The sequence below is a fragment of the Chitinophagaceae bacterium genome (genome assembly GCA_007695095.1).
Classification (GTDB): domain Bacteria; phylum Bacteroidota; class Bacteroidia; order Chitinophagales; family REEL01; genus REEL01.
The window spans coordinates 17,323-38,553 of sequence record REEL01000113.1 but is presented as its reverse complement, the minus strand read 5'-3'; the positions used below and the strand labels follow the sequence as shown (position 1 = coordinate 38,553).

General features: G+C 34.0%; 18 protein-coding genes. 9 read left to right on the top strand and 9 right to left on the bottom strand.

Translation table 11 applies throughout. The annotated features are described in order from the left end of the window. The first annotated feature begins 19 nt into the window (after window positions 1-19). The 4 genes from yidC to EA412_07750 all read left to right on the top strand — a co-directional run bounded on the left by yidC (window position 20) and on the right by EA412_07750 (window position 7,691). Window positions 20-1,912, top strand: a complete 1,893-nt coding sequence (yidC, locus tag EA412_07765) for a membrane protein insertase YidC (protein TVR78873.1) — start codon at window positions 20-22, stop codon at window positions 1,910-1,912. Between the two features lie 105 nt (window positions 1,913-2,017). Further along, entirely contained in the window at window positions 2,018-2,458 is a 441-nt protein-coding gene (locus EA412_07760; GenBank protein TVR78872.1) for a hypothetical protein, read from the top strand. Window positions 2,459-2,698: 240 nt separating this feature from the next. Beyond that, window positions 2,699-5,815 (top strand): DUF5011 domain-containing protein, encoded by a 3,117-nt coding sequence (locus tag EA412_07755; GenBank protein TVR78871.1) that lies wholly within the window; start codon window positions 2,699-2,701, stop codon window positions 5,813-5,815. A gap of 202 nt (window positions 5,816-6,017) precedes the next feature. Beyond that, window positions 6,018-7,691 carry a hypothetical protein gene (locus tag EA412_07750; GenBank protein ID TVR78870.1) on the top strand — a complete coding sequence of 558 codons (1,674 nt, stop codon included), beginning with the start codon at window positions 6,018-6,020 and terminating at the stop codon, window positions 7,689-7,691. Window positions 7,692-7,701: 10 nt separating this feature from the next. Here EA412_07750 and EA412_07745 read toward each other — a convergent pair whose 3' ends face one another. Then, window positions 7,702-8,529 carry an enoyl-CoA hydratase gene (locus tag EA412_07745; protein TVR78869.1) on the bottom strand — a complete coding sequence of 276 codons (828 nt, stop codon included), beginning with the start codon at window positions 8,527-8,529 and terminating at the stop codon, window positions 7,702-7,704. 47 nt (window positions 8,530-8,576) lie between these two features. On the opposite strand from EA412_07745, the gene EA412_07740 reads away from it, so the two are divergent. The 3 genes from EA412_07740 (at window position 8,577) to EA412_07730 (ending at window position 12,324) form a co-directional block, all read left to right on the top strand. Continuing rightward, a complete protein-coding gene (locus tag EA412_07740; GenBank protein TVR78868.1) occupies window positions 8,577-9,410 on the top strand; it encodes a T9SS C-terminal target domain-containing protein in 834 nt (277 codons plus the stop codon). Between the two features lie 120 nt (window positions 9,411-9,530). Next, entirely contained in the window at window positions 9,531-11,129 is a 1,599-nt protein-coding gene (locus EA412_07735) for a choline dehydrogenase (protein TVR78867.1), read from the top strand. 1 nt (window position 11,130) lies between these two features. Further along, complete coding sequence (locus EA412_07730; protein ID TVR78866.1) at window positions 11,131-12,324, top strand: glycosyltransferase; 1,194 nt, start codon at window positions 11,131-11,133, stop codon at window positions 12,322-12,324. A 22-nt stretch (window positions 12,325-12,346) separates the two neighbouring features. Here EA412_07730 and EA412_07725 read toward each other — a convergent pair whose 3' ends face one another. From EA412_07725 to EA412_07715, 3 genes are all read right to left on the bottom strand, one after another. Next, a complete protein-coding gene (locus EA412_07725) occupies window positions 12,347-13,039 on the bottom strand; it encodes a DUF2490 domain-containing protein (GenBank protein TVR78865.1) in 693 nt (230 codons plus the stop codon). A 201-nt stretch (window positions 13,040-13,240) separates the two neighbouring features. Then, window positions 13,241-14,890, bottom strand: a complete 1,650-nt coding sequence (gene groL, locus EA412_07720; GenBank protein ID TVR78864.1) for a chaperonin GroEL — start codon at window positions 14,888-14,890, stop codon at window positions 13,241-13,243. Window positions 14,891-14,920: 30 nt separating this feature from the next. After that, window positions 14,921-15,205: a co-chaperone GroES gene (locus EA412_07715; GenBank protein ID TVR78863.1), complete on the bottom strand. Its 285-nt coding sequence runs from the start codon at window positions 15,203-15,205 to the stop codon at window positions 14,921-14,923. A 229-nt stretch (window positions 15,206-15,434) separates the two neighbouring features. On the opposite strand from EA412_07715, the gene EA412_07710 reads away from it, so the two are divergent. Beyond that, window positions 15,435-16,151 carry a hypothetical protein gene (locus EA412_07710; GenBank protein ID TVR78862.1) on the top strand — a complete coding sequence of 239 codons (717 nt, stop codon included), beginning with the start codon at window positions 15,435-15,437 and terminating at the stop codon, window positions 16,149-16,151. On the opposite strand, the gene EA412_07705 is transcribed toward EA412_07710, so the two are convergent. From EA412_07705 to EA412_07695, 3 genes are read right to left on the bottom strand one after another with little or no spacing between them, the layout of a single operon-like run. Next, entirely contained in the window at window positions 16,148-17,095 is a 948-nt protein-coding gene (locus EA412_07705; protein ID TVR78861.1) for an alpha/beta fold hydrolase, read from the bottom strand. The genes EA412_07710 and EA412_07705 overlap by 4 nt on opposite strands. 29 nt (window positions 17,096-17,124) lie before the next feature. Further along, entirely contained in the window at window positions 17,125-17,829 is a 705-nt protein-coding gene (locus tag EA412_07700) for a lysoplasmalogenase (GenBank protein ID TVR78860.1), read from the bottom strand. A 30-nt stretch (window positions 17,830-17,859) separates the two neighbouring features. Next, the gene (locus EA412_07695; protein TVR78859.1) at window positions 17,860-18,390 is read right to left on the bottom strand and encodes a hypothetical protein; all 531 of its coding nucleotides are present in this window, start codon (window positions 18,388-18,390) and stop codon (window positions 17,860-17,862) included. A 161-nt stretch (window positions 18,391-18,551) separates the two neighbouring features. On the opposite strand from EA412_07695, the gene EA412_07690 reads away from it, so the two are divergent. Beyond that, window positions 18,552-19,892, top strand: a complete 1,341-nt coding sequence (locus EA412_07690; GenBank protein TVR78858.1) for a dihydroorotase — start codon at window positions 18,552-18,554, stop codon at window positions 19,890-19,892. A gap of 2 nt (window positions 19,893-19,894) precedes the next feature. On the opposite strand, the gene EA412_07685 is transcribed toward EA412_07690, so the two are convergent. Continuing rightward, window positions 19,895-20,650, bottom strand: a complete 756-nt coding sequence (locus tag EA412_07685) for a response regulator (GenBank protein TVR78857.1) — start codon at window positions 20,648-20,650, stop codon at window positions 19,895-19,897. A gap of 85 nt (window positions 20,651-20,735) precedes the next feature. Then, the gene (locus tag EA412_07680; GenBank protein TVR78856.1) at window positions 20,736-21,197 is read right to left on the bottom strand and encodes a response regulator; all 462 of its coding nucleotides are present in this window, start codon (window positions 21,195-21,197) and stop codon (window positions 20,736-20,738) included. Window positions 21,198-21,231 lie beyond the last annotated feature (34 nt).

The following is a 21,231-nucleotide window of genomic DNA, read 5'->3' as shown; positions in this document are numbered from 1 at the left end:
AAATTGATGCTTTAAACAGATGGATAAAAATACACTGATTGCGGTCTTACTAATTGGCTTATTGCTTATTTTTTACTTTAATTATAATCAAAAGCAAGCTGAAAGAGCGCGTGACACCCAAGCTGAGCGAATTCAGGAAAGTATGCCTACTGATACTTTGTTATCAGACGATGAACAACCATTAACGGGAAATGGTGGTAGAATTACAGAGGGTTCTCAAAGATTAATTGAAGATACTTCAGAGATATCAGTTGATGATGTCATTCTTGAAGATTTAATAAGAAGTTACGGTCCTTTTTACAGAGCAGTAGAGGGTGAAGAAGAAATTATTACGCTGGAAAGTGATTTATTAAAAATTGAATTATCAACCAAAGGGGCTCAAATTCACAAAGTTGAACTCAAAAAATATAAGGATTACTTAGGAAATCCATTAGTATTATTTGAAGGTACAGATGAAAACAAAATTGACTTTCAGTTCTTTCTCCCGAATAATCGTGATATAAATACCTCAAATCTTTATTTTGAGCCAAGTAGTAGTGGGTTTAAAGTTACCGGAAATGACACAAAAGTTTTTTCCATGATACTTTCAGCCGGCGAAGGCAGGTATCTTGAAAAGAAATTCACTATCAGTGGAAATGATTATAAGATAGGTTATGATATTTTGCTTTCCGGTTTTGATGAGATTATTCCTCGCAATAATGCATACCTATCCATGCAGTGGGACAGGAAGATTAAGCGGCTTGAAAAGCATATAGAGACAGAAAGTCGTTACACAACTGTTTTTTATCGGTTTACAAATGAAGATGTAGAATATCTGGGAACCGGAAGACGTTCAGAAGCTGCTTTTTCATCCAGTGTTGAATGGCTTTCCTTTAAGCAACAGTTTTTTAACAGTACCTTAATTTTTAAAGACGGCTTTTACAGGGGAAACACTAGTTCTGAGCAAATGGAAGGGGATTACCTGAGGTCTATGAGTGGAAGCTTGATACTAAATTTTGATCAGACCCCTGATGTTGCATACAATATGCAGTTTTATTTTGGACCTAATCACTATCAAACACTGCGTTCTTATGATTTAGGTTTAGAAAATCTGGTAGATATTGGAAAAGGTTTCTTTGTTTGGGTAAAGTTTATCAATAGGGTATCTATTATACCTATTTTTAACTGGCTGAATAATTACTTTTCTAATTACGGAATGATAATTTTTCTATTGACTTTGATTATTAAGTTGGTCTTATTCCCACTTACTTACAAATCATATTTGTCGATGGCAAAAATGAAAGTTTTAAAACCGGAATTGGATGAGTTAAGAGAGAAGTTCAAAGACGACCAGCAAAAATTCGGGGCAGAGCAATTAAAACTTTTCCAAAAAGCAGGAGTTAATCCTCTGGGCGGATGTTTGCCAATGTTGCTGCAAATGCCTATTTTGATTGCCATGTATTATTTCTTTCCGGCCTCAATTGAGCTAAGGCAGGAAGGGTTTTTATGGGCGGATGATTTGTCTACCTATGATTCAATAATGACTTTACCCTTTACCATTCCATTTTATGGTAGTCATGTTAGTTTATTTACACTTTTAATGACCGCTTCATCCATTTTGTTTGCTGTAACAAATGCACAAATGACCGGATCTGCACAGGGACCCATGAAGTATATGCCTTATATATTCCCTGTGTTTTTACTATTCATTTTTAATAGTTTCCCCGCTGCATTAACATTTTACTATTTCCTTACCAACTTGATTTCGTTTGGACAGCAAATGGTAATAAAGCACTTCTTTATTAATGAAGATAAAATTCACAAACAAATACAGGATAACAAACGCAAACCTGTTAAAAAATCAGCCTTCCAGAAAAAATTGGAAGATATAGCCAAGCAACAAAAGCAACTTAAGGACAATAAGAAAAAATAAAAATCTTCAGAAAAGCATAAAAAGGCACGGTTTTAGCAGCATTATTTTAAAAGTTTAATCATGATACTTAACCAAAAACATTTTAGCAATTTTCTGATATTATTAATGTTTATTTTTATTTCTTGTAAGGGTGCTGAAAAAGCAACAGTAGATAATAATTTGGAGGAAGTCGAATATTTGATTAAATATGAAAAAACACCTTGCTTTGGAGATTGTCCGGTTTTTAGCTTATTAGTAGATTCAAACGGCGATATATTTTATCATGCTAAAAGAAACCTTGATAAAACAGGTGAATTTACAGCATCATTAACTTTTGAAGAACTTGAACTTTTAAAAGAATTAATTAAGAATTCTGAATTTGAAGAAATGGCTAAAAGGTACCCTAAGGACAGGGAAATACCTGCCGATTTACCAGCAAGCGCAATAACTTTTTTTACAGAGAAAGAAGAAAAGCGTATTTTAAATTACGGCTACGGTGCTCCTTCAGGTCTTCTCCGTTTAGAAGAGTTTTTAGAAAGGATTAGGGTAAGCAAATCCTGGAAATAGCTGAAATTGATAAGTTTTTTTTTGCTACATTTTGCATACTTCATGGCTACAGAACTAACAGTTGAAAAAAATCAGCTGTAAACAATCTATACATTAATTCTAATTTAAAGAGTTAAAAAACTCTTAAGCTATCAAAAATTTAATCTATCTTTGATATTATTTGCTTATTGTTATGAAATTTTTAATTTTGTTACTTTAGCGTGAATATATTAGAATCAATGAAAAATTAAACCAATTATTATGAACAAAAATTTATCTGTAGCATTAACACTTGTTTTCGCCTTTTTTGGCACAAGTATTTTTGCTGGAAACACAAATGGTCAGGAGCAGGTTAGAATGCAAAGTCCATTTTATTATTTAGAAACTTTGGCACCCGGTCAACAAAGTGTTCCTTTTGAAGAAACACATTTGTACAAAAAGCAAAACAGAGTTATTGCAGGTGGTGGCGAAAGAAATGTTTCTTCAGTCCAAATAGGTTCTGCCGGAAACCTTTTTACCATTATCAATAATGAAGTTAGATCTCTGGCAGCAAATAACGATATTAACTCTGTTGTATTTATTCACCGTTCAAATCCGGATGAGTTTCCGAATGATAATGTAGGACAGTATCGCTATGATGTTTCTACCGATGGTGGTGACAACTGGACATCAGATGTAGGAGTTCTTAACCCAAGTGGTAATAATAATGACCTTGCATGCAGATACCCAAATGTTGCCATTCATAATCCACAGGGAAATGTAGACCCCAATAATGCATACTTAGGTTATAAGGGAGCCTGGTTACCGTTTGGAGCCGGTGGTACATGGGATGGAACTGTTGCAGGTACTGCACGTCTGGATAATGACCCAACGACTTTTTCTGAAACATTTTATGGATACAATAATAATGAAGTACTAATTGCTTCCGGTATGTCAAATGGATCACAAGGTGTTTTTTGGGCAGTAGACCGTGCTAGTCAGGATGGAATGAACACTGATGGTATTATTATTTATCAGGGATTTTGGAATCCTACTTCTAATGATATCAACTGGGTTGTAAATGATATTATTTTCCCGAACTTTTACCAAAGTCAGGGGAACTCTCAGGTAACTGCTGTAAACATGGCTTTTGACCCATCAGGGCAATATGGTTGGGTAGTTATGACAGGTGATATTTCAACAAATGGAAGAGGCGTTTTAAACCCTATTTTTTACAGAACTCAGGATGGTGGAAATACCTGGTCAGGACCAATTGAATTGCATCTTGAAAACTTCCCGAACATACTTGATAAGTTAGGCGGTGATCCGGCGTTAACTCCAACAACCGGTTTTGATTCCGGCATAGCTGTTGATATTAATGGAAACCCTCACGCAACATTTATTGTTGGAGATGGAAACGATTATGCAATTACTACAGGACAAGGAGCTGATTTAGCAATCTATAATTTCACATATTTCAGCAATGCAACTTCAGGTTGCAAATGGCAGGCAATTAAGATTGCTGATGTTGAAACTTTCAGAGGTCAAATCACTTCTGATGTATCAGAAGACAACAGGCCTCAGGTTTCCAGATCACCGGATGGTACTAAAATATTCTACGGATGGGGTGACTCTGATGTTAACGTGACAGGTGGTACAAATGATTTACCAAACCTTCATGTTAGAGGATATGATGTTGTTACCGGTTTAGCTACTCCTGTTGTTAACTTTACAGAGGGTGACCAGGTTTGGGATGGTGGAGCTTTATTTACATTATTCTCTACAACTACTTTAGTTTCAGGAAGTACTTACACTATTCCTACTGTTTTTGCAGAGTTGAATCCTTTTACAGGTTCCGATGCTGACCCTACTAATTTTCATTATATTCAAAATATTGAATTCAGTGATTCTGACTTTACAGAAGACATTACACCTCCTGTTATTACTTTAAACGGCCAGAATCCTATGAGTATAGTTGTTGGAGATCCTTTTACAGATCCGGGTGCTACGGCTAATGATAATCTAGATGGAAACATCACAACCAGCATAGTTGTTGATGGAACTGTTGATGTAAGTACTGCGGGTTCATATACTTTGACTTACAGCGTTACTGATGCCGCAGGTAATGAAGCTTGTGAAGTAACCAGAACTGTAAATGTGTTGGCTGCACCTGATGTAACACCACCAACTATTTCCTTAATTGGAGCGGATACGATCACTATTGATGCATGTAGTCCATTTATAGATCCCGGAGCTACAGCCAATGATGATGTTGATGGTGATATTTCTAATTCAATTATTGTTACAAATAATATTGTACCGGGAGTAGAAGGTACTTACACTGTTGAGTATGACGTAAGTGACGGTGCAGGAAATGCTGCAACTACAGTTACAAGAGTTGTTATTTTGGTCAATAACCCACCAATGATTACTTTAGTAGGAAGTGCAACTCTAAATGTTGAGGCTTGTACTGATTTTGTTGACCCGGGTGTTATAGCTTATGATAATTGCCTTGGTATTTTAACACCAACAATTACATCTAATGTGGATATCAATACACCGGGTAACTATACAATTACTTATGAAGTAACAGATGGCGTTAATCCTCCTGTTATTGAGACCAGAGATGTGGTTGTTAATCCGGATGTAACAGCTCCTGAAATTACTCTTTTAGGTGATAATCCTGCATATGTTTACTTAGGTGATGCTTATACTGAGGAAGGTGCAACAGCTGAAGATAATTGTGATGGTAACCTTGATGGTAGCATTAATATTGATGATTCAGCTCTTAATACAAGTGCAAGAGGTGACTATGTAGTAACTTATACTGTTACTGATGCTGCCGGAAATGAAGCAACTAAAACAAGAACAGTTATCGTTAATACTGAGCCTGAGGCAAGATTCGGATTTACTGTAAGTGGTGGACAAGTTAGTTTCACGGATTCTTCTTTATATAACCCGACTTCATGGTTATGGGAATTTAGTGACGGAACTCAAAACTCAAATCAGAATCCGGTTAAAACTCACTTCCAATCAGGAAGCTACAGTGTTTGTTTAACAGCTACTAATATATTTGGAAGCTCAGACCCGACTTGTGAAGATTATGATGTAGCAGTAGGTATTAATGATGGAATGCTTGTAAATGCATTTGCTTTATACCCGAACCCTACAAGAGATAGAATTTTTATAGAATTAATCAGCAGTGAAGTTGATTATGCATATATCTCAGCATACAATTTGTTAGGTGAGCAAGTAAAGACTAAAGAAAGATGGGACTTTACTGACTTGTCAAATGCTACTTATTCAATGAATTTGAATGGTTTTGCTGAAGGAGTTTACTTTATAAAGATTCAAACTGAAGATGCTATGATTACCCACAGAATAGTAGTCTTAGACTAAGAATCATAATTTAATTATAAGAATTTTAAGAGGTCGGAGTAAAATTACTCCGACCTCTTTGTATATAAAGACACTTTATAATCGTTGTAATGTTTTCAATGATTAAATATCAAGTCTTTTAGTCAATTTTGTCGGATTCCTGATATATTTTTGTTTGGGTAAGTTTTGCAAGTTAGAAAGAGGTATTTTTTAAACTAAATTTATGAAATTTCCACGCGCCTTATACATAGCCGGGTTTATAATTCTTGCTATAATTGCAGCTTATGCATTTATTTATTTTTTTATTACCGCTCAGATTAAAAAGGAAATTCATGATGAGTTGGAAAAGTTTTGGTCAGAAAATTACAATTGCCCACTTGAGATAGAGATATCAAAGATAAGTGTAAACCCATTTTTTAATAAAATTAGTATAGACGATATACAAATCAGATCGGATATTAAAGATTGTTCTGAAAATACTATGGGATTTACATTCTTGCCTGAATTTGCTATAAAAAATATTACGATTCAGTTGAGTAGAACTGCTGTTTTAAAAGTTTTTGGCTATGAAATTTTGCCATCTGAATTGGTAGTAAATGAAATTGATTTGTTGATTTATCAAAATCGTGACTCAGAAAGTGACGAACAATTAACTGAAGAGAAAAATGATAAATCAGATTTTCCATTACGCTACCTGGAGATAAATAATTTAAACGTTCAGGTTTTGGATGTTGAAGACTTGAAAAAAGTTTTTGAAGTGACAAATCTCAATTTTTCTGCTGACTTTTCTGTAAGTAAAGAGGGCGTTTATTTAGATGATGAGTCTGTGATATCACTTTCGGGAGAGGATATATTTTTTCAAATAGGAGAAAGTGACTATTTATTCAATTCTAAAAAAATAGAAATTCTTAACAGAGGAAAAGAGCTTAAGGTAACAAATCTAAGCTTCAATCCATATTATGACAAAATAGAATATAGTGGTAGGCTCGAATATCAGGATGACCATTTGGATTTCACTTTTGACTCTATTATTTTGTTCGGTTTTGATTATAATAAGTTTTTGAAAGATGGAGAGTTGTATTTAGAATCTTTATTTGTTCATGGTATGAAAGGAAATGTCTATAGAGATAAAAATGTTCCTTTTGATTACACAAGAAGGCCTAAAATGCCGGCACAGTTAGTTTCTTCAATTCCTTTTGATATAAAACTGGACAGCTTGTTTGTAAAAGATGCTTTTATACAATATGAGGAAGTGGCTGAAGGCAAGGCCGAACCGGGAGTTATTAATTTTCATAATTTAAATGCTGTAATTGATAACCTGACGAATGTTTTCACTGATACTGCCGATACAAATATAATGGGCATAGTCGCTTCATCTGATGTTTTTGATGAAATTTTCATCAAGGCTAAATTTAAATATGACCTTAGCAGTTCAGAAGGCGATTTTACAGTGTCCGGAAGCGCAGCATCTTTTAAATTTGATGTTATTAATCCAATGCTGGAACCTCTTAGCGGTATAAGAATTACGGATGGTTTGGTTCAAAAGTGTTTTTTTAATATTTATGGTGATAATTTTGCATCAAAAGGTGATTTCGAACTCTATTATGATGATGTTACTTTTGATATCTCAGCAGAAAATATGGAAGGCTTCATTTTTTTCAAGAGAGTTTTAGCAAGATTGGGAAACAGATTACTTATTAAAGGTTCTAACCCGGACAGGCGAGGAAATTTCAAAGTCGGTAAGATTGATTTTAAAAGAGATCAAACAAAATTTATTTTTAACTACTGGTGGAAATCGTTGTTTACAGGTATTGAAAGCACAATGGTATCTTTAAACCCTACATTGAAAGAGTTTTTCCCGCAATATGATGTCGGATCTAAAGATTTACAACAATAGTAGTATTGTTCTATTCTCCGGTCCATTTCGGTTTTCTCTTTTCAAGAAATGCCTGCAAACCTTCTTGTGCATCTTTAGATTGAATTAATTCCTGCAACCTTCCATGTAAAAAGGTATTTCTTTCATTCTTTTTCAACTCCTGAAGTTCATGATAAGCTTTTATACCCATTCTTATGGCTGTAGGAGAGTTGCTAATGATTTCTTTTATGAGTTTTTCAGTAGATTGATCTAAATCTTCTTCATCTTGCGTAACCTGTGTTACTATACCATATTCAAATGCTTTGTTAGCTGATAAAGTTGTACCCAGCATACACCAATCCAGTAATTTTCTGGACGGTATTATATCCATGAGACTTTCCATTACCTGAAAAGGCCAAAGTCCTCTTTTTACCTCCGGCAATGTATATGTAGCCTTAAGTGTGCTTAAGACATGCGTACAGCCTCCCAAAATCAAAAAGCCCCCGGCATACACAGGAGCATGAACTTTTGCAATGCAGGGCTTATAAATGGATTTAAATTCATCACCTAAAATAACTTTAGAATTTTTATCAAAAGCAGGACTATCTTCTGACTCGTTATGTTTACCGGCAAAGCCTTTCAAATCTGCACCGGCCGAAAAAATATCTCCGTTTGCTTTAATTAAAACAACTCGTATGTCATTATTACCCTTAGCAAAAGCTAAAGCCATAGCAAGCTCTCTCATAAAAAGCCCATCCATAGCATTCTTTTTCTCCGGTCTGTTTAAGGTGATGTTTAAAACATGCTCTTTATAGTCAATTACTAAATATTTAGATTTTTTTTCTAAAATAACTTTAGCTTCTTCGTAGGAATAATACATAAATAGTTTTTTGCTAAGATAAAAAAAGCAACTCAAAATCTTTCACCATGATGGTAACTATCAAAACTAAATTTACGTATATGTTTCAAATCTTTATCATGCTGAGAGTCATCCAAATCTCTATTTTAGTAATTTTTGCTTGTACTGCAAGCTTAAATGCACAAGTAGTATATAATAATTACAACATTACTCTAAGTAAGCAAGAGCCTGTAAAATCTATTGAGCTTGATTTGTTTAATGACGGAGTAGTCGATGCCAGAATAGAGTTACAGGAAACTGCATCCGGAGATGTTTTTAGATTTTTTACCGGTTCAAAATCTTTTGTGGTTTCAGCTTATCACTATTCTGTACAGGTTGTAAAAGCTTTTGAGAAAAATGATTTGATGGATGGGCAATGGATAAAGTCAAATGGGGGATATGTTTTATATTCTGAAGTTCAAAATATTGGATTGTTTGATTCAAACAAAGATTATTTTATTGCTGTCAGACTGCAGCGGGATGGTAAGTTTCATATTGGCTGGATAAATGTAAGAGCAGATTTTACTAAATCATACCCTTCGTTCAAAGTTTTGAGTTCTGCTATCAAGGAAACTCCCGGAGGTCTTATGTATGCAGGTGATTTCATCAGCTCGGTTAATGAACCTAATATAAAAGAGCTCCCATTTAGTCTTCGAGATCATATCTTAAAAATAGAATTGCCTGACGGGATAACGTCTTCAGGTCAATTTAGGTTAAATATTTATAATCTGCAGGGCCGGTTTGTTTATGGCGGAAGAATTAATCAGGCAGATGAAATTTCCTTACCCCTTCAGTTAAGTGGAATTTATTTAATAATTCTTACTGACGGGAAATCAAAATATTTAGCAAAAGTATTCCTGTAAGCTCCAATTGAAGATTTTTACCATTATTTCTTGCCTTTTCATTTAGAGAAACTAAAATTTATACAATTAACTGATTATTATAACAGTTAATTTCTGCTGATTTTTAACTTTACTTTTAAATTGAATAAAGTGCAGAAAAAGTATGATTTTATAGTAATAGGTGGAGGCTCTTCGGGATGCGTTGTTGCAGCCAGATTAAGCGAGAATAAGAATATCAGGGTATTACTTTTAGAGGCGGGAAAAAAAGACACCAACTGGAAACTGAAAGTACCGGCTGCTTTTTTTAAAACGTTTAAAACTTCACTCGACTGGGACTATGAGACCATAGCTCAACCTTTTTTAAATAACAGAAAATTATACGTTCCCAGAGGAAAAGTACTTGGTGGTTCCGGAAGCATTAATGCTATGATTTATATTCGTGGTCATAAGGAAGACTACAATGAATGGGCCGCCGAAGGGAATACGAATTGGAGTTATGAGAAGGTCTTGCCTTTTTTTAAAAAAGCTGAAAACAATAAGGATCTGAATGGTGAGAATATAGGGAAAAATGGCCCCTTACAGGTTTGTAATTTATCAGACCCCAACGAACTTACTTATAAATATCTGGAAGCAGCTCAGGCAAATGGGTTGAAGAATGTAGATAATTTTAATACCGGATGTGAACAAGAATGTTCAGGTATTTTTCAATGTACTCAACTTAATGGAGTCAGAAGCAGTCCTTCAAAAGCTTATTTACAACCGATAAAAAACAGAGAAAACCTGACTATACTTACCGGAGCAAAAGTGTTGAAAATATTGATAGAGAATAAAAAGGCAGTTGGGGTTAAAGTAGCTTTAAAAAACGGAATACAGGAGTTTTTTGCAGAGAAAGAGATTGTTTTATCGGCCGGAGCTTTTAATAGCCCTCAAATCTTAATGCTGTCAGGAATTGGAGGGGGAAATACATTAAAAAATCTGGGAATAGAATGTATACATGATTTGCCGGCTGTTGGTCAACATTTACAGGATCATCCGGTTGTTCCCCTTATATACAGGTGCAATAAGAACATAACATTGGACACAGCTGAAAATTTATCAAATTTTCTAAAATATATATTTTACAGGAAAGGAGCTTTAACAAGTATTTTAGCAGAAGGCGGAGGATATTGGCGAACGGATAAAAATCTTGCAGCACCGGATATACAATATCATTTTGGTCCCGTATTTTTTGTGAATCATGGTTTTACCAGACCACCCGGTAACGGATTTTCTCTCGGTACTATACTTGTGAAACCCAAAAGCAGAGGGAATGTAGCTTTGAAATCATCTGACCCGGATGAAAAACCCCTTATCAATCCAAATATTTTTGCAGATGAGACTGACCTGGAAAAATTAACTGCGGGATTCAGCTTATCTCAAAAGATTATGAATGCCGAACCATTAAAACCCTATAAGCAGGCATATTTTATGCCCGAAAAAGAATTGACTGATATAGATGAAATAAAAGAGTATATTAAGGCCAACACAGAAGCTCTTTACCATCCTGTAGGAAGTTGTCGTATGGGTACAGAAGAAACAGGAGTTACCAATCAGGAGTTGAAAGTTTACGGTATAGAAAATCTGAGAGTAGTAGATGCTTCTGTTATGCCTTCCGTAACGCGAGGAAATACAAATGCACCATCTATTATGATAGGGGAGAAAGGAGCTGATATCATTAAGAAACAATGGAAAATTCAGTAAAATGGCAAAAGTTTGTATGCTTACGCTGGAACATTCACCAAAAGATGACCGGATTTTTTATAAGGAAGCTTGTTCTTTAAAAGAAGCCGGTTTTGATGTGTATATACTTTGCCGGGCAGAACCTGACGGGGGCATGTGGGATATGGGTAAAAAGCAACTTTTAAATCCCGGCGGGGAAGAAATGATTGAGATTCAAGGGGTTAAAATAATAGGAGTCCCCTTTGTTGAAAGTAAACTGGATTTGTTTTTATTTAAAGGCTTTCGGGATAGTTTTTCAAGTAAGTTTATTGAAAAAGCACTGGAGCTAAATGCGGATGTGTATCATGCCCATGAACCTTCATCGGCTTTTTTAGGACAAAAAGTGGTTAGCCGTTTACAAAATGCTAAGCTGGTGTTTGACATGCATGAAAGCTGGTTAGGAACAAAAAGGAAAGAAAGCTTAATTAAATTGCTGTTATTGCCAAAGTTACAATATATGATTACGGCTAACCCTATGACAAGAGGGCACCTGATGAAGCAGAATCCGGATATGAAAGTGAAAGTTATTTACAACTATCCGCAAAAAAAATACTTTAACTTTCCTCCGGAAAAGAAAAATTTCGAAAAAACAGTACTTGCTCATGAAGGATTGATACCCTTTAACAGAGGGTTAAAAGAAATGCTTGCAGCTTTTATTGAGGTTTTAAACAAGGGCAATGAAGTTGAACTTATAATAATAGGTGAAACATCCGGAGAGGAAAAAGAGTACCTGAATGAGTACATAGAAAAGTATAAGCTTGAAAAAAACATCACAGAAACGGGTTGGTTGAATTATGAAAAAGTGCCCCAAGCTCTGTCAGAAGCTAACGTAGGGTTGATTTTTAAAACACCGGATTTAAATAATGTTTTAGGTGGCCCGTCTATAAAGCTATTTAATTATTTTGCATCCTCTATGGCGGTTTTTGATGTTGGCCTTCCGGAATCTGAACGTTTTATGGATTTAAGTGAAAATGGAATTTCTGTTTTAAAAAGAGATGTTTCTACAATTTCAGAAGCATTAAGTGAATTGACCTCTTCACCTGAGTTGAGGTTGCGCTATGCTCAAAATGGTTATAAAAAATTCATGGAAGAAATGAATTGGGAAGAAGAGTCAAAACAATTAGTAAACTTTTATCACTGGTATTTACTTAATAAAAAGCCATATATCAAAAGATAATTAAAGACCGGAAAGTGTGTAACTAGAAATTTATTTGCCATTGGAAGATTAGAAAGAGGCGATTATTGAAAAATATAGAGTTTTCATCAAATCGGCTGCGATATTCTACTCCACTGAAAATATTGTGATTTGGATTTATCCGGTAAGAAACTCCTGTGAAAAATCTATTTTCAATAAAAAAGGATGCCTTCCTATTCCAATAGTACATGGGCTCCAGAATTATTATTAAATCCGGTGAGTTTATTTCGGTATTTTGTGAAAATGGATAGCTTATACGAAATCTATATCTAAAACGGTTTAGATCATTTTTCAATTTTCCGGTAAAAAAATAGTCTGCTTTCAGTCTATGTTGGAATTCCAGCTTACCTGATTTATGTGAATAACCGATGGATTTGGTGGGAAATATTAAATTTTCAGATTTATGTACAGGGCGATATGTTAAACCTATGGTAAAATTTAAATTTTCAGTAAAATTATAGTTTACAGAACCGAAAAAATCATTATAAATCAGCCTGTAATCAAAATTACTTTCAGTTTTTTTATGTTCACTAATGCTTTGTAAACTTCTGAATCTAAAAGTAAAATCTAAATTTTTATTTAGCTCTTTAGATACACGTATTCCGGGAAAGAAATTTGTGTTTACAACATCATCTGCTTTAAGAAAGATGATGCTTACAGAATTTAATAAAATAGTTAAGAACAGAAATCGAAGCAAATTCTTAAGTTAATGTTATCTAAATATTAACACGAAGTTAAGGTTATAAATGTTAAATATAAAAAAATCTGAGGCACTAAAATTTGTTAGGTAGATAGTTCAATCAATTCGTTTTATAATGTTTAATAATATAGCTTAACAAAAAAAAGCCTTTCACAAAAATGTGAAAGGCTTTTTTTAATTATATAAGGCTGGTTGGGGTTACATTCCCATTCCCATTCCACCCATACCGCCCATTCCACCTGGAGGCATTCCTGCACCTTCTTTATCATCTTCTTTGTTTTCAACTATCACACATTCAGTAGTTAATAGCATACTGGCAATAGAAGCTGCATTTTCAAGTGCAATTCTGGTCACTTTAGTAGGATCGATAACTCCTGCTTCTTTTAGATTTTCAAAAACGCCTGTTTTTGCATTGTATCCAAAATCCGCTTTACCTTCCAATACTTTGTGCAGAACTACAGAACCTTCACCACCGGCATTGGCGACAATTTGTCTCAATGGTTCTTCAATGGCTCTTTTAACGATGTATGCGCCTGTTTTCACATCAGCATTTTCAAATTTCAAGCCATCGATTACGTGTAATGCTCTGATAAAGGCAACTCCTCCACCGGGAACAATACCTTCTTCAACGGCTGCTCTGGTTGCATGAAGTGCATCATCAACGCGGTCTTTCTTTTCTTTCATTTCTACTTCAGATGCAGCTCCAACATACAATACAGCTACACCACCTGACAACTTAGCTAAACGCTCCTGTAACTTTTCTTTGTCATAATCAGAAGTAGTTGACTCAATTTGAGATTTAATCTGATTTACTCTGGCACTGATATCATCAGCTTTACCTTTACCATTTACGATAATGGTATTTTCTTTATCGATGGTTACTTTTTCTGCTCTTCCTAAGAAAGCGATATCCGCATTTTCCAGTTTATAACCTCTTTCTTCAGAGATTACTGTTCCACCGGTAAGGATGGCGATATCTTCAAGCATTTCTTTTCTTCTGTCACCAAATCCCGGAGCTTTAACAGCAGCTACTTTCAGAGTGCCTCTGATTTTGTTTACTACTAAAGTTGCTAATGCTTCACCATCAATATCTTCAGCAATGATTAACAATGGGTGACCACTTTGAGCTGTTTTCTCTAATACCGGAAGAAGATCTTTCATGTTTGAAATCTTTTTGTCATGAATCAGAATGTACGGAGTTTCTAATTCGGTTTCCATTTTCTCTGTATTGGTTACAAAGTATGGTGAAAGATACCCTCTGTCAAATTGCATACCTTCAACTACGTCAACATATGTTTCAGTACCTTTAGCCTCTTCAACAGTAATAACACCTTCTTTTCCAACTTTTCTCATTGACTCAGCAATGAAGTTTCCGATTTCAGTATCACTGTTAGCTGAGATAGTTGCAACCTGCTCAATTTTTTCAAAGTTTTCTCCGATAGTCTCCGATTGCTTTTGAATATTTTCAATCACTGCTTTAACAGCAAGGTCAATTCCTTTTTTTAAATCCATAAGGTGAGCTCCGGCAGCTACACTTTTTAAACCCGACTTAATAATTGCCTGAGCTAAAACTGTTGCTGTAGTTGTACCATCTCCGGCAATATCAGCTGTTTTTGATGCAACTTCTTTTACCATTTTAGCTCCCATATCCTCTATAGGATCCTCTAAATCAATTTCTCTTGCAACAGTAACACCATCTTTGGTTACAACAGGAGAACCGAATTTCTTTTCAATAATTACATTTCGGCCTTTTGGTCCTAAAGTAACTTTTACGGCATTTGCCAGTGTGTCAACGCCTTTTTTTAGCTTTTCACGGGCGTCTGAATCATACTTAATTAATTTTGACATAATTTTTTTGTTTTTTAATGAATAAATGGATTAAACTACTGCAAATACATCAGACTCTCTCATGATAAGAAAATCTTCACCTTCAACAGTAATTTCTGTACCTGCATATTTGCCATACAAAACCTGATCGCCTACTTTTAGAGTTACAGGCTCATCTTTCTTTCCGTTTCCTACAGCTACTACTTTGCCTTTTTGAGGCTTTTCTTTAGCTGAATCAGGTATAATGATACCACTCTTTGTGGTCTCCTCGGCCTCAGCCGGTTTAATAACAATCCTGTCTGCCAATGGCTTGATAGATAATGCTTTTTCTGACATGATACTTATGTTTTTTGAGTATAATAATATTGTATTCAACATGACCTATCACTATCTATGCCAATTCATTTTTTCTGACAAAATTGCAGAATGTTTATCAGCCTTGCTTTAAATCTTGTTTATTGTATGTCATTTTTACACAAGTTTAACGTTATACTTCATAGAGAACTTTGTAGAATATCTTTCGTATAAAATATTTACAACATCTTTTTCTAAAAACTACAGGTATATGAAAAGCTTAAACGAGAGTTGGTTGACAGATGGTTGGATGGATTTTGAGTATAAAAAATACATCTTACTGGCCTATTTAAAATCAGTAGAAAAACATTTTAAGGAGCACAAATTATTTCCTGCTTTAGCTGATATGATTCAGCATTACAGGGATTTAATTTCATTAGATGAAACTAAAAAAATTACGAAAGAGGCTTTTCCAAAAATTGCCCGTAAAATAGATTTTGATCAACTGAAGTTTGTATATGAAAACACTTTTTCTGATGACCAGGTGATTTCTGTTCTCGAAGAAATTCTTGAATTTGCCATTCCCAGAATTCAAAAAGGCGTTGATAACGGTAAAGAAATCTATGAATTCTTTCAGTCCGGAATTATGCTCGAACCTGTAGGATTAGTTCCCATATACAAAAAGGAAGGATATATCTTGTTGTATGAACCTTCTGAAAAACATACAGATGTATATCAATATCAAATAAGTTTTATTGAAAATAAACATGAAAAATTTGAATCGGTAAACACAAAGTATATCACAAATTATCCCCGGAAAATTCATTTTACTTACGAGTATATAAAATCCGATTTGATTAAAAATAAAAAGGATTTACCTAACCCCTGCACCTTTGTGGCTGAAAGTAAATATGCTGTTCCCAGAAAAGAAACTTTCCTGCCAATAACTAAAAGGAGTATTGCTGAATATTTAACTGAAAAAAATTAAGATTTCTTCGAGTCTACTTCATGAATTTCATTTAACCATTCAATAATGGGAGGAAGCACCTCATCTACATTTTCTGCCAACATGGCATGATGAAGTTTAGGATATAAGTGTAGCTTTTTTTTGCAAGTTAGTTTGTTAAATAATTTACGCGTGTAAGATACAGGAAAAATCAAATCAGAAGTTCCTTGTATAACCATTATAGGAGTACTGATTTCTTCTATGGGTTTTGGTAAGGGCGTATTTGTAAGTGAAGCCAAAGCTTTTAACCGTATAGATTTAATTGATAGCGGGTCCTGGTCAATAAACTTCTCGAAATCTCCAAAATGTTTTAATTTTTCTTTAGATAAATCAAGATATAAATTAATGGGAACCGGCAATTCCGGTGCAATTTTAGCCACTTTTTGCAGTATAGGAGCTGCTACGCCGGCCAACTTAGGAAAACGTGAAAGTCTTTTAATATCAGGAGCCGTTAAATCAGCAAAATTTTGACAGACAACGCTTTTTATATCCGGTAGATTCATAGCTGAAATATAAAAGGCAACGATACCTCCCTGACTGCTTCCGAATAAACTTATATCATTATTGAAGTGTTTTTTAGCATATTCTGTAACGGCCAGAGTGTCATCAATTAATTGAGTGATAGTATAACTGCCTCTCTTTCCGCCACTTCTTCCATGACCCCTGGGGTCAAACCCTACAATATTAAAGCCGGCCTCACCCAGCTTGTATAGAAGCTCCGTAAATACCATTGCATATATAGCCGTTCCCGGAATAAAAACGATAGTAGGTTTATCTTTTCCTTTTCTTAAAATGTCTAAGTGAATTTTTTCCCCGTTAACTTCTATGGCATCTTTTTCAAAAGACTTATAAAGTGGAGGCATTTGCATTTTCTTAGAAATGCGCAAAAAATATTCATCAATTTCTTTTTCGGTATTTTTAATCATATTTTTTAATTGGAGATTCACTCCCGTATTTATAATTTAATTGTTTGTTTTTGCCTTAAGCTTCCGCTTACGATAAAAAATTGTGCAGAAATATAGGTAAGCATTATAAAGAACTCACTTAAATATACATCTGTGTAAAACTTATTTACAGCAATGATAGTGTCTGAAATAATGAATAAAATGCTGCCAATAAAAATATAGGTAAAACTAAAAGAAGTGCTGACTCCCTTCCTGTTTAAAGCAAATACTGCCATAAGAGTAATAATAAACCCATAAGCTAAAACAGGAATGAGCATTTCATCCAGATATGGGAATAACACATAAATCAGCAGCCCGTAGAAAATCAAAAAAGGGAGCAGAAGAGCAGGGTTTTTATATACAGGGGTGGTACTTATATCATTTTTCCAATCCTGATAAAAAGCTATACAATAGAGAATATGGGTGATAAAAAATGAAATCAGGCCACTGATAAAGAATAAAGGACCTTCAAACATTAAGAATAAATCCCCAAACCAGGAAAAAATTAAACCGACTAAAATAAATAGACTGAATCTGTTTAATGGTTTTGTAAGTGAAAAATAGAAGCCGAAAATTAAAATCGGCATTAAAAGAGGTTTGGTGAGATATCGGCTTACTTCAGATTCTAAAATTGCACCGCTGAGGTGTAACAAACTAACTATGAGTAAGAAGAGGGTGCTTTTGTGAAAGGTAGAAAAAAGCGGTTGCCCTTGCATTGTTAATTAAGATTAATTTATCGCACTAAGTTAATTTAATATTCTGAAAGTAAGAGCCATTTCATCAAAAAGAGACTCATAATCTTTCTTTCTTTTATGATTAGTCCATTTAGCGATTTGATAAAAATCAGTTTCACTTTCAATAAATGTAAGTGAATAATAAAAACCTTCGCCCGTAATTAAAGCATCTGCTTTATATTGTTTTGCATTTAGGCCATTAATTTCTAAGTTAAATATAGAGTCAGTCAACAGACTATCAACTGAATTTTCAAAAATCTGTATATTTTCTTCTGTAAAAGAAGAGAAGGAATGGTTTGAATCACTTTTTTTTTCATCAACAATTACCATGTAAATTGTGCGGTATCTGTTCTGGTATTGAAAATTACTTTCTTCGCTCAACCGATTCGTTGAAGACATAAAATCAGGAATACTTATTTCAAATTTGCCTTCTTTATCTTTTTGTGGAAATAAACCATCTTTGTAGGTACAGCTACTTAAGTAAAGAGTAAAAAGTATAACAGAAACGAATTGAATTCTTTTGTAAGAAGTGAAAAATTTCATGAAAAAAAGTATTTTTTTGTGCAAATAAAGTACCCCATACTTATTAAAGATGAGAACCGACATAATGACAACAAAATTAAGGTAATGTTTATAAATATTCCTTTATATTGATTGATTAAAGTAAAAAAATAACATTTTTGCTATCCAGAAATAAAAAAACTATGAGTTACCTAATACGAAATGCAAGAATAGTAAATGAAGGAAAAAACTTTGAAGGTGACCTTTTGATAAAAAACGGGATTATTGAAAAGGTTGATACTTCTTTAAACCCAAACTTTAAAGTAACTGAAATTCTCGCCGAAGGTAAATATTTAATACCCGGAGTAATTGATGATCAGGTACATTTTCGGGAGCCGGGTTTAACTCATAAAGCTGAAATTGCAACTGAATCGATTGCAGCTGTTATAGGCGGGACTACTTCTTTTATGGAAATGCCAAATACTAGTCCTCCGGCGACTACTGCAAAGCTTTTAGAGGAAAAATATGCAATTGCATCAGCTTGTTCCCCGGCAAATTACAGTTTTTATTTTGGAGCTTCCAATGAAAATATAGAAGAGACATTGAGAATTTCAACGGAAAATGTATGTGGGTTAAAAGTTTTTATGGGTTCATCAACCGGGAATATGCTTGTTGATGATTCCAAAACTCTCGAAGCTATTTTTTCAAAATGGCCCGGTTTAATAGCAACGCATTGTGAAGACGAAGCGATTATTCGTGCTAATACTGAAAAGGCTATTCGAGATTACAGAGAGGATATTCCCTTTCATATGCATCCTGAGATTCGTTCTGTAGATGCATGTTTGAAATCTTCTTCTAAAGCGGTGGAGCTTGCCAAAAAATGGGGTGCCAGATTGCATGTATTGCATATATCAACTGAAGACGAAACTTTTCTATTTGATAATTCATTAGCTTTGGAAAAAAAGAGAATTACAGCAGAGGCTTGTGTGCATCATTTGTGGTTCGACAGTTCCTATTATGAAGAATCAGGTGCCAGAATAAAGTGTAATCCGGCTATTAAAAGCAAAAAGCATCAGCAGGGAGTTTGGGCAGCCTTAAAGTCCGGCAGGATTGATGTGGTTGCCACAGATCATGCTCCACATACAATTGAAGAAAAAGAAAATCCATATCTCTCAGCTCCTTCCGGTTTGCCTTTAGTACAACATAGTTTGTTGATGATGTTGGAATATGTGGACAAAGGAGAAATTTCAATAGAGCAATTAGTCCAATGGATGTCTCATAATCCTGCAATAGCATTTCGACTTAAAGACAGAGGGTTTATAAAGGAGGGCTTTGCTGCTGACTTAGTTTTGGTAGATAGTATGCATAAAACTATGGTTAAAAAAAACAGTTTACATTATAAATGTAATTGGAGTCCTTTAGAGGGATACACCTTCTCCAACTCTATAGATAAAGTTTTCGTAAATGGTAACTTAATAGTTGAAAATGGCAGATTGGTTTCTGCAGCAAAAGGAGCACGCTTACTGTTTGAAAAAGAAAGATAAAATTACATCAGACAGGCAGTAATTATATTTTCTTCGTTTTTTAAATTAGTGATAAATAGCTCTTTAGTTCCTAATTTTTCATCAAACATTTTTAATTGAATTGTTTGTGGTTTGTTTGTTTGAAAGCATTTTTCAAAAGCTTTAGATATTTTTTCACTTTCTTCTTTAGGAAACTGTTGCAGTAAATGCCTTAAATTATATGGTCTTTCTTCATTCAAAAGTTTGAAAAATGTCGGCACGCCATAGTGAAAATCTAAATTGTCCTGTATTTTATTATAACTGAAGTATACAAATTCTTTTTTTTCAAAAAGTAGATTATTAATTATGTCAGCCCTTTCTTTTTCTATAGTTACAGATTTAATCTTCCTAAGAAAAAGTTTTCTTTCAAAGGCAAACCGAATTGAAGAATTTAAAACTTTACCGTCAAATTCACCTTTAGTCAAAAGATCCTGAGCACCGGAGCGCATAGCTTCTTTGCCAAGCTCCTCATCTGTTAGTCCGGTTAAAACTATTACCACACTGTCAACAGAATGTTTCTGAACTTCATTTAAAGAATTCATGCCTTCACTGTCAGGTAAATTTAAGTCTAATAAAATGATATCAAATTCATTTTTTGATAATAAATCTAAAGCTGATGATAAGAATTCAGCATGAATTAAATTATAATTCTTAATTGAAGATTGCTCTAAATAGAATTTTATCAGAAAAGCATCACCGGGATTGTCTTCAATTAGTAAAATTCTAATAGTATTTTCCATTGATATTGATTATTAAGTATTTGATTATTTCTTATAAGACAAAGCTAATAATAAAAGATGATTAATAATAATTCATCTAATGTTTTTATTTGCTGTATGGAAGACTTGCAATATTAAACCAATATTCTAATATTTCTAGAAAATTCTCAGAGTAATCATTGAAATTTATAGGTTTTACAATATAACTGTTAGCATAGTTTTTATAGGCATCATTTATATCAATATCTGATTTGGAAGAAGTCAATATAATAATAGGTATCTGCCGGAATTTCTTCTTACTCTTAATCTCTCTAATAACTTCAATACCATTTAATTTGGGTAAATTCAAGTCTAAAATTATAATATCCGGAAAAGATTTTAATTTTAAAGAAGCTTGTTCAAGATAAGAGATTACGTCTTCACCATCAAAAACAGTAATTAAGTTTGTGCTAAATCGACTTTTTGAAAGTACTTCCTTAATAATTCTTATATCTCCCGGGTTGTCTTCTACCAATAAAATATTATAGGTTCTTTTAAGCATAAAGCAAAAATAGAAGAGCTTTGACATTAGAGTGGCTTATAGCATTCTTTTTTTTAACAAA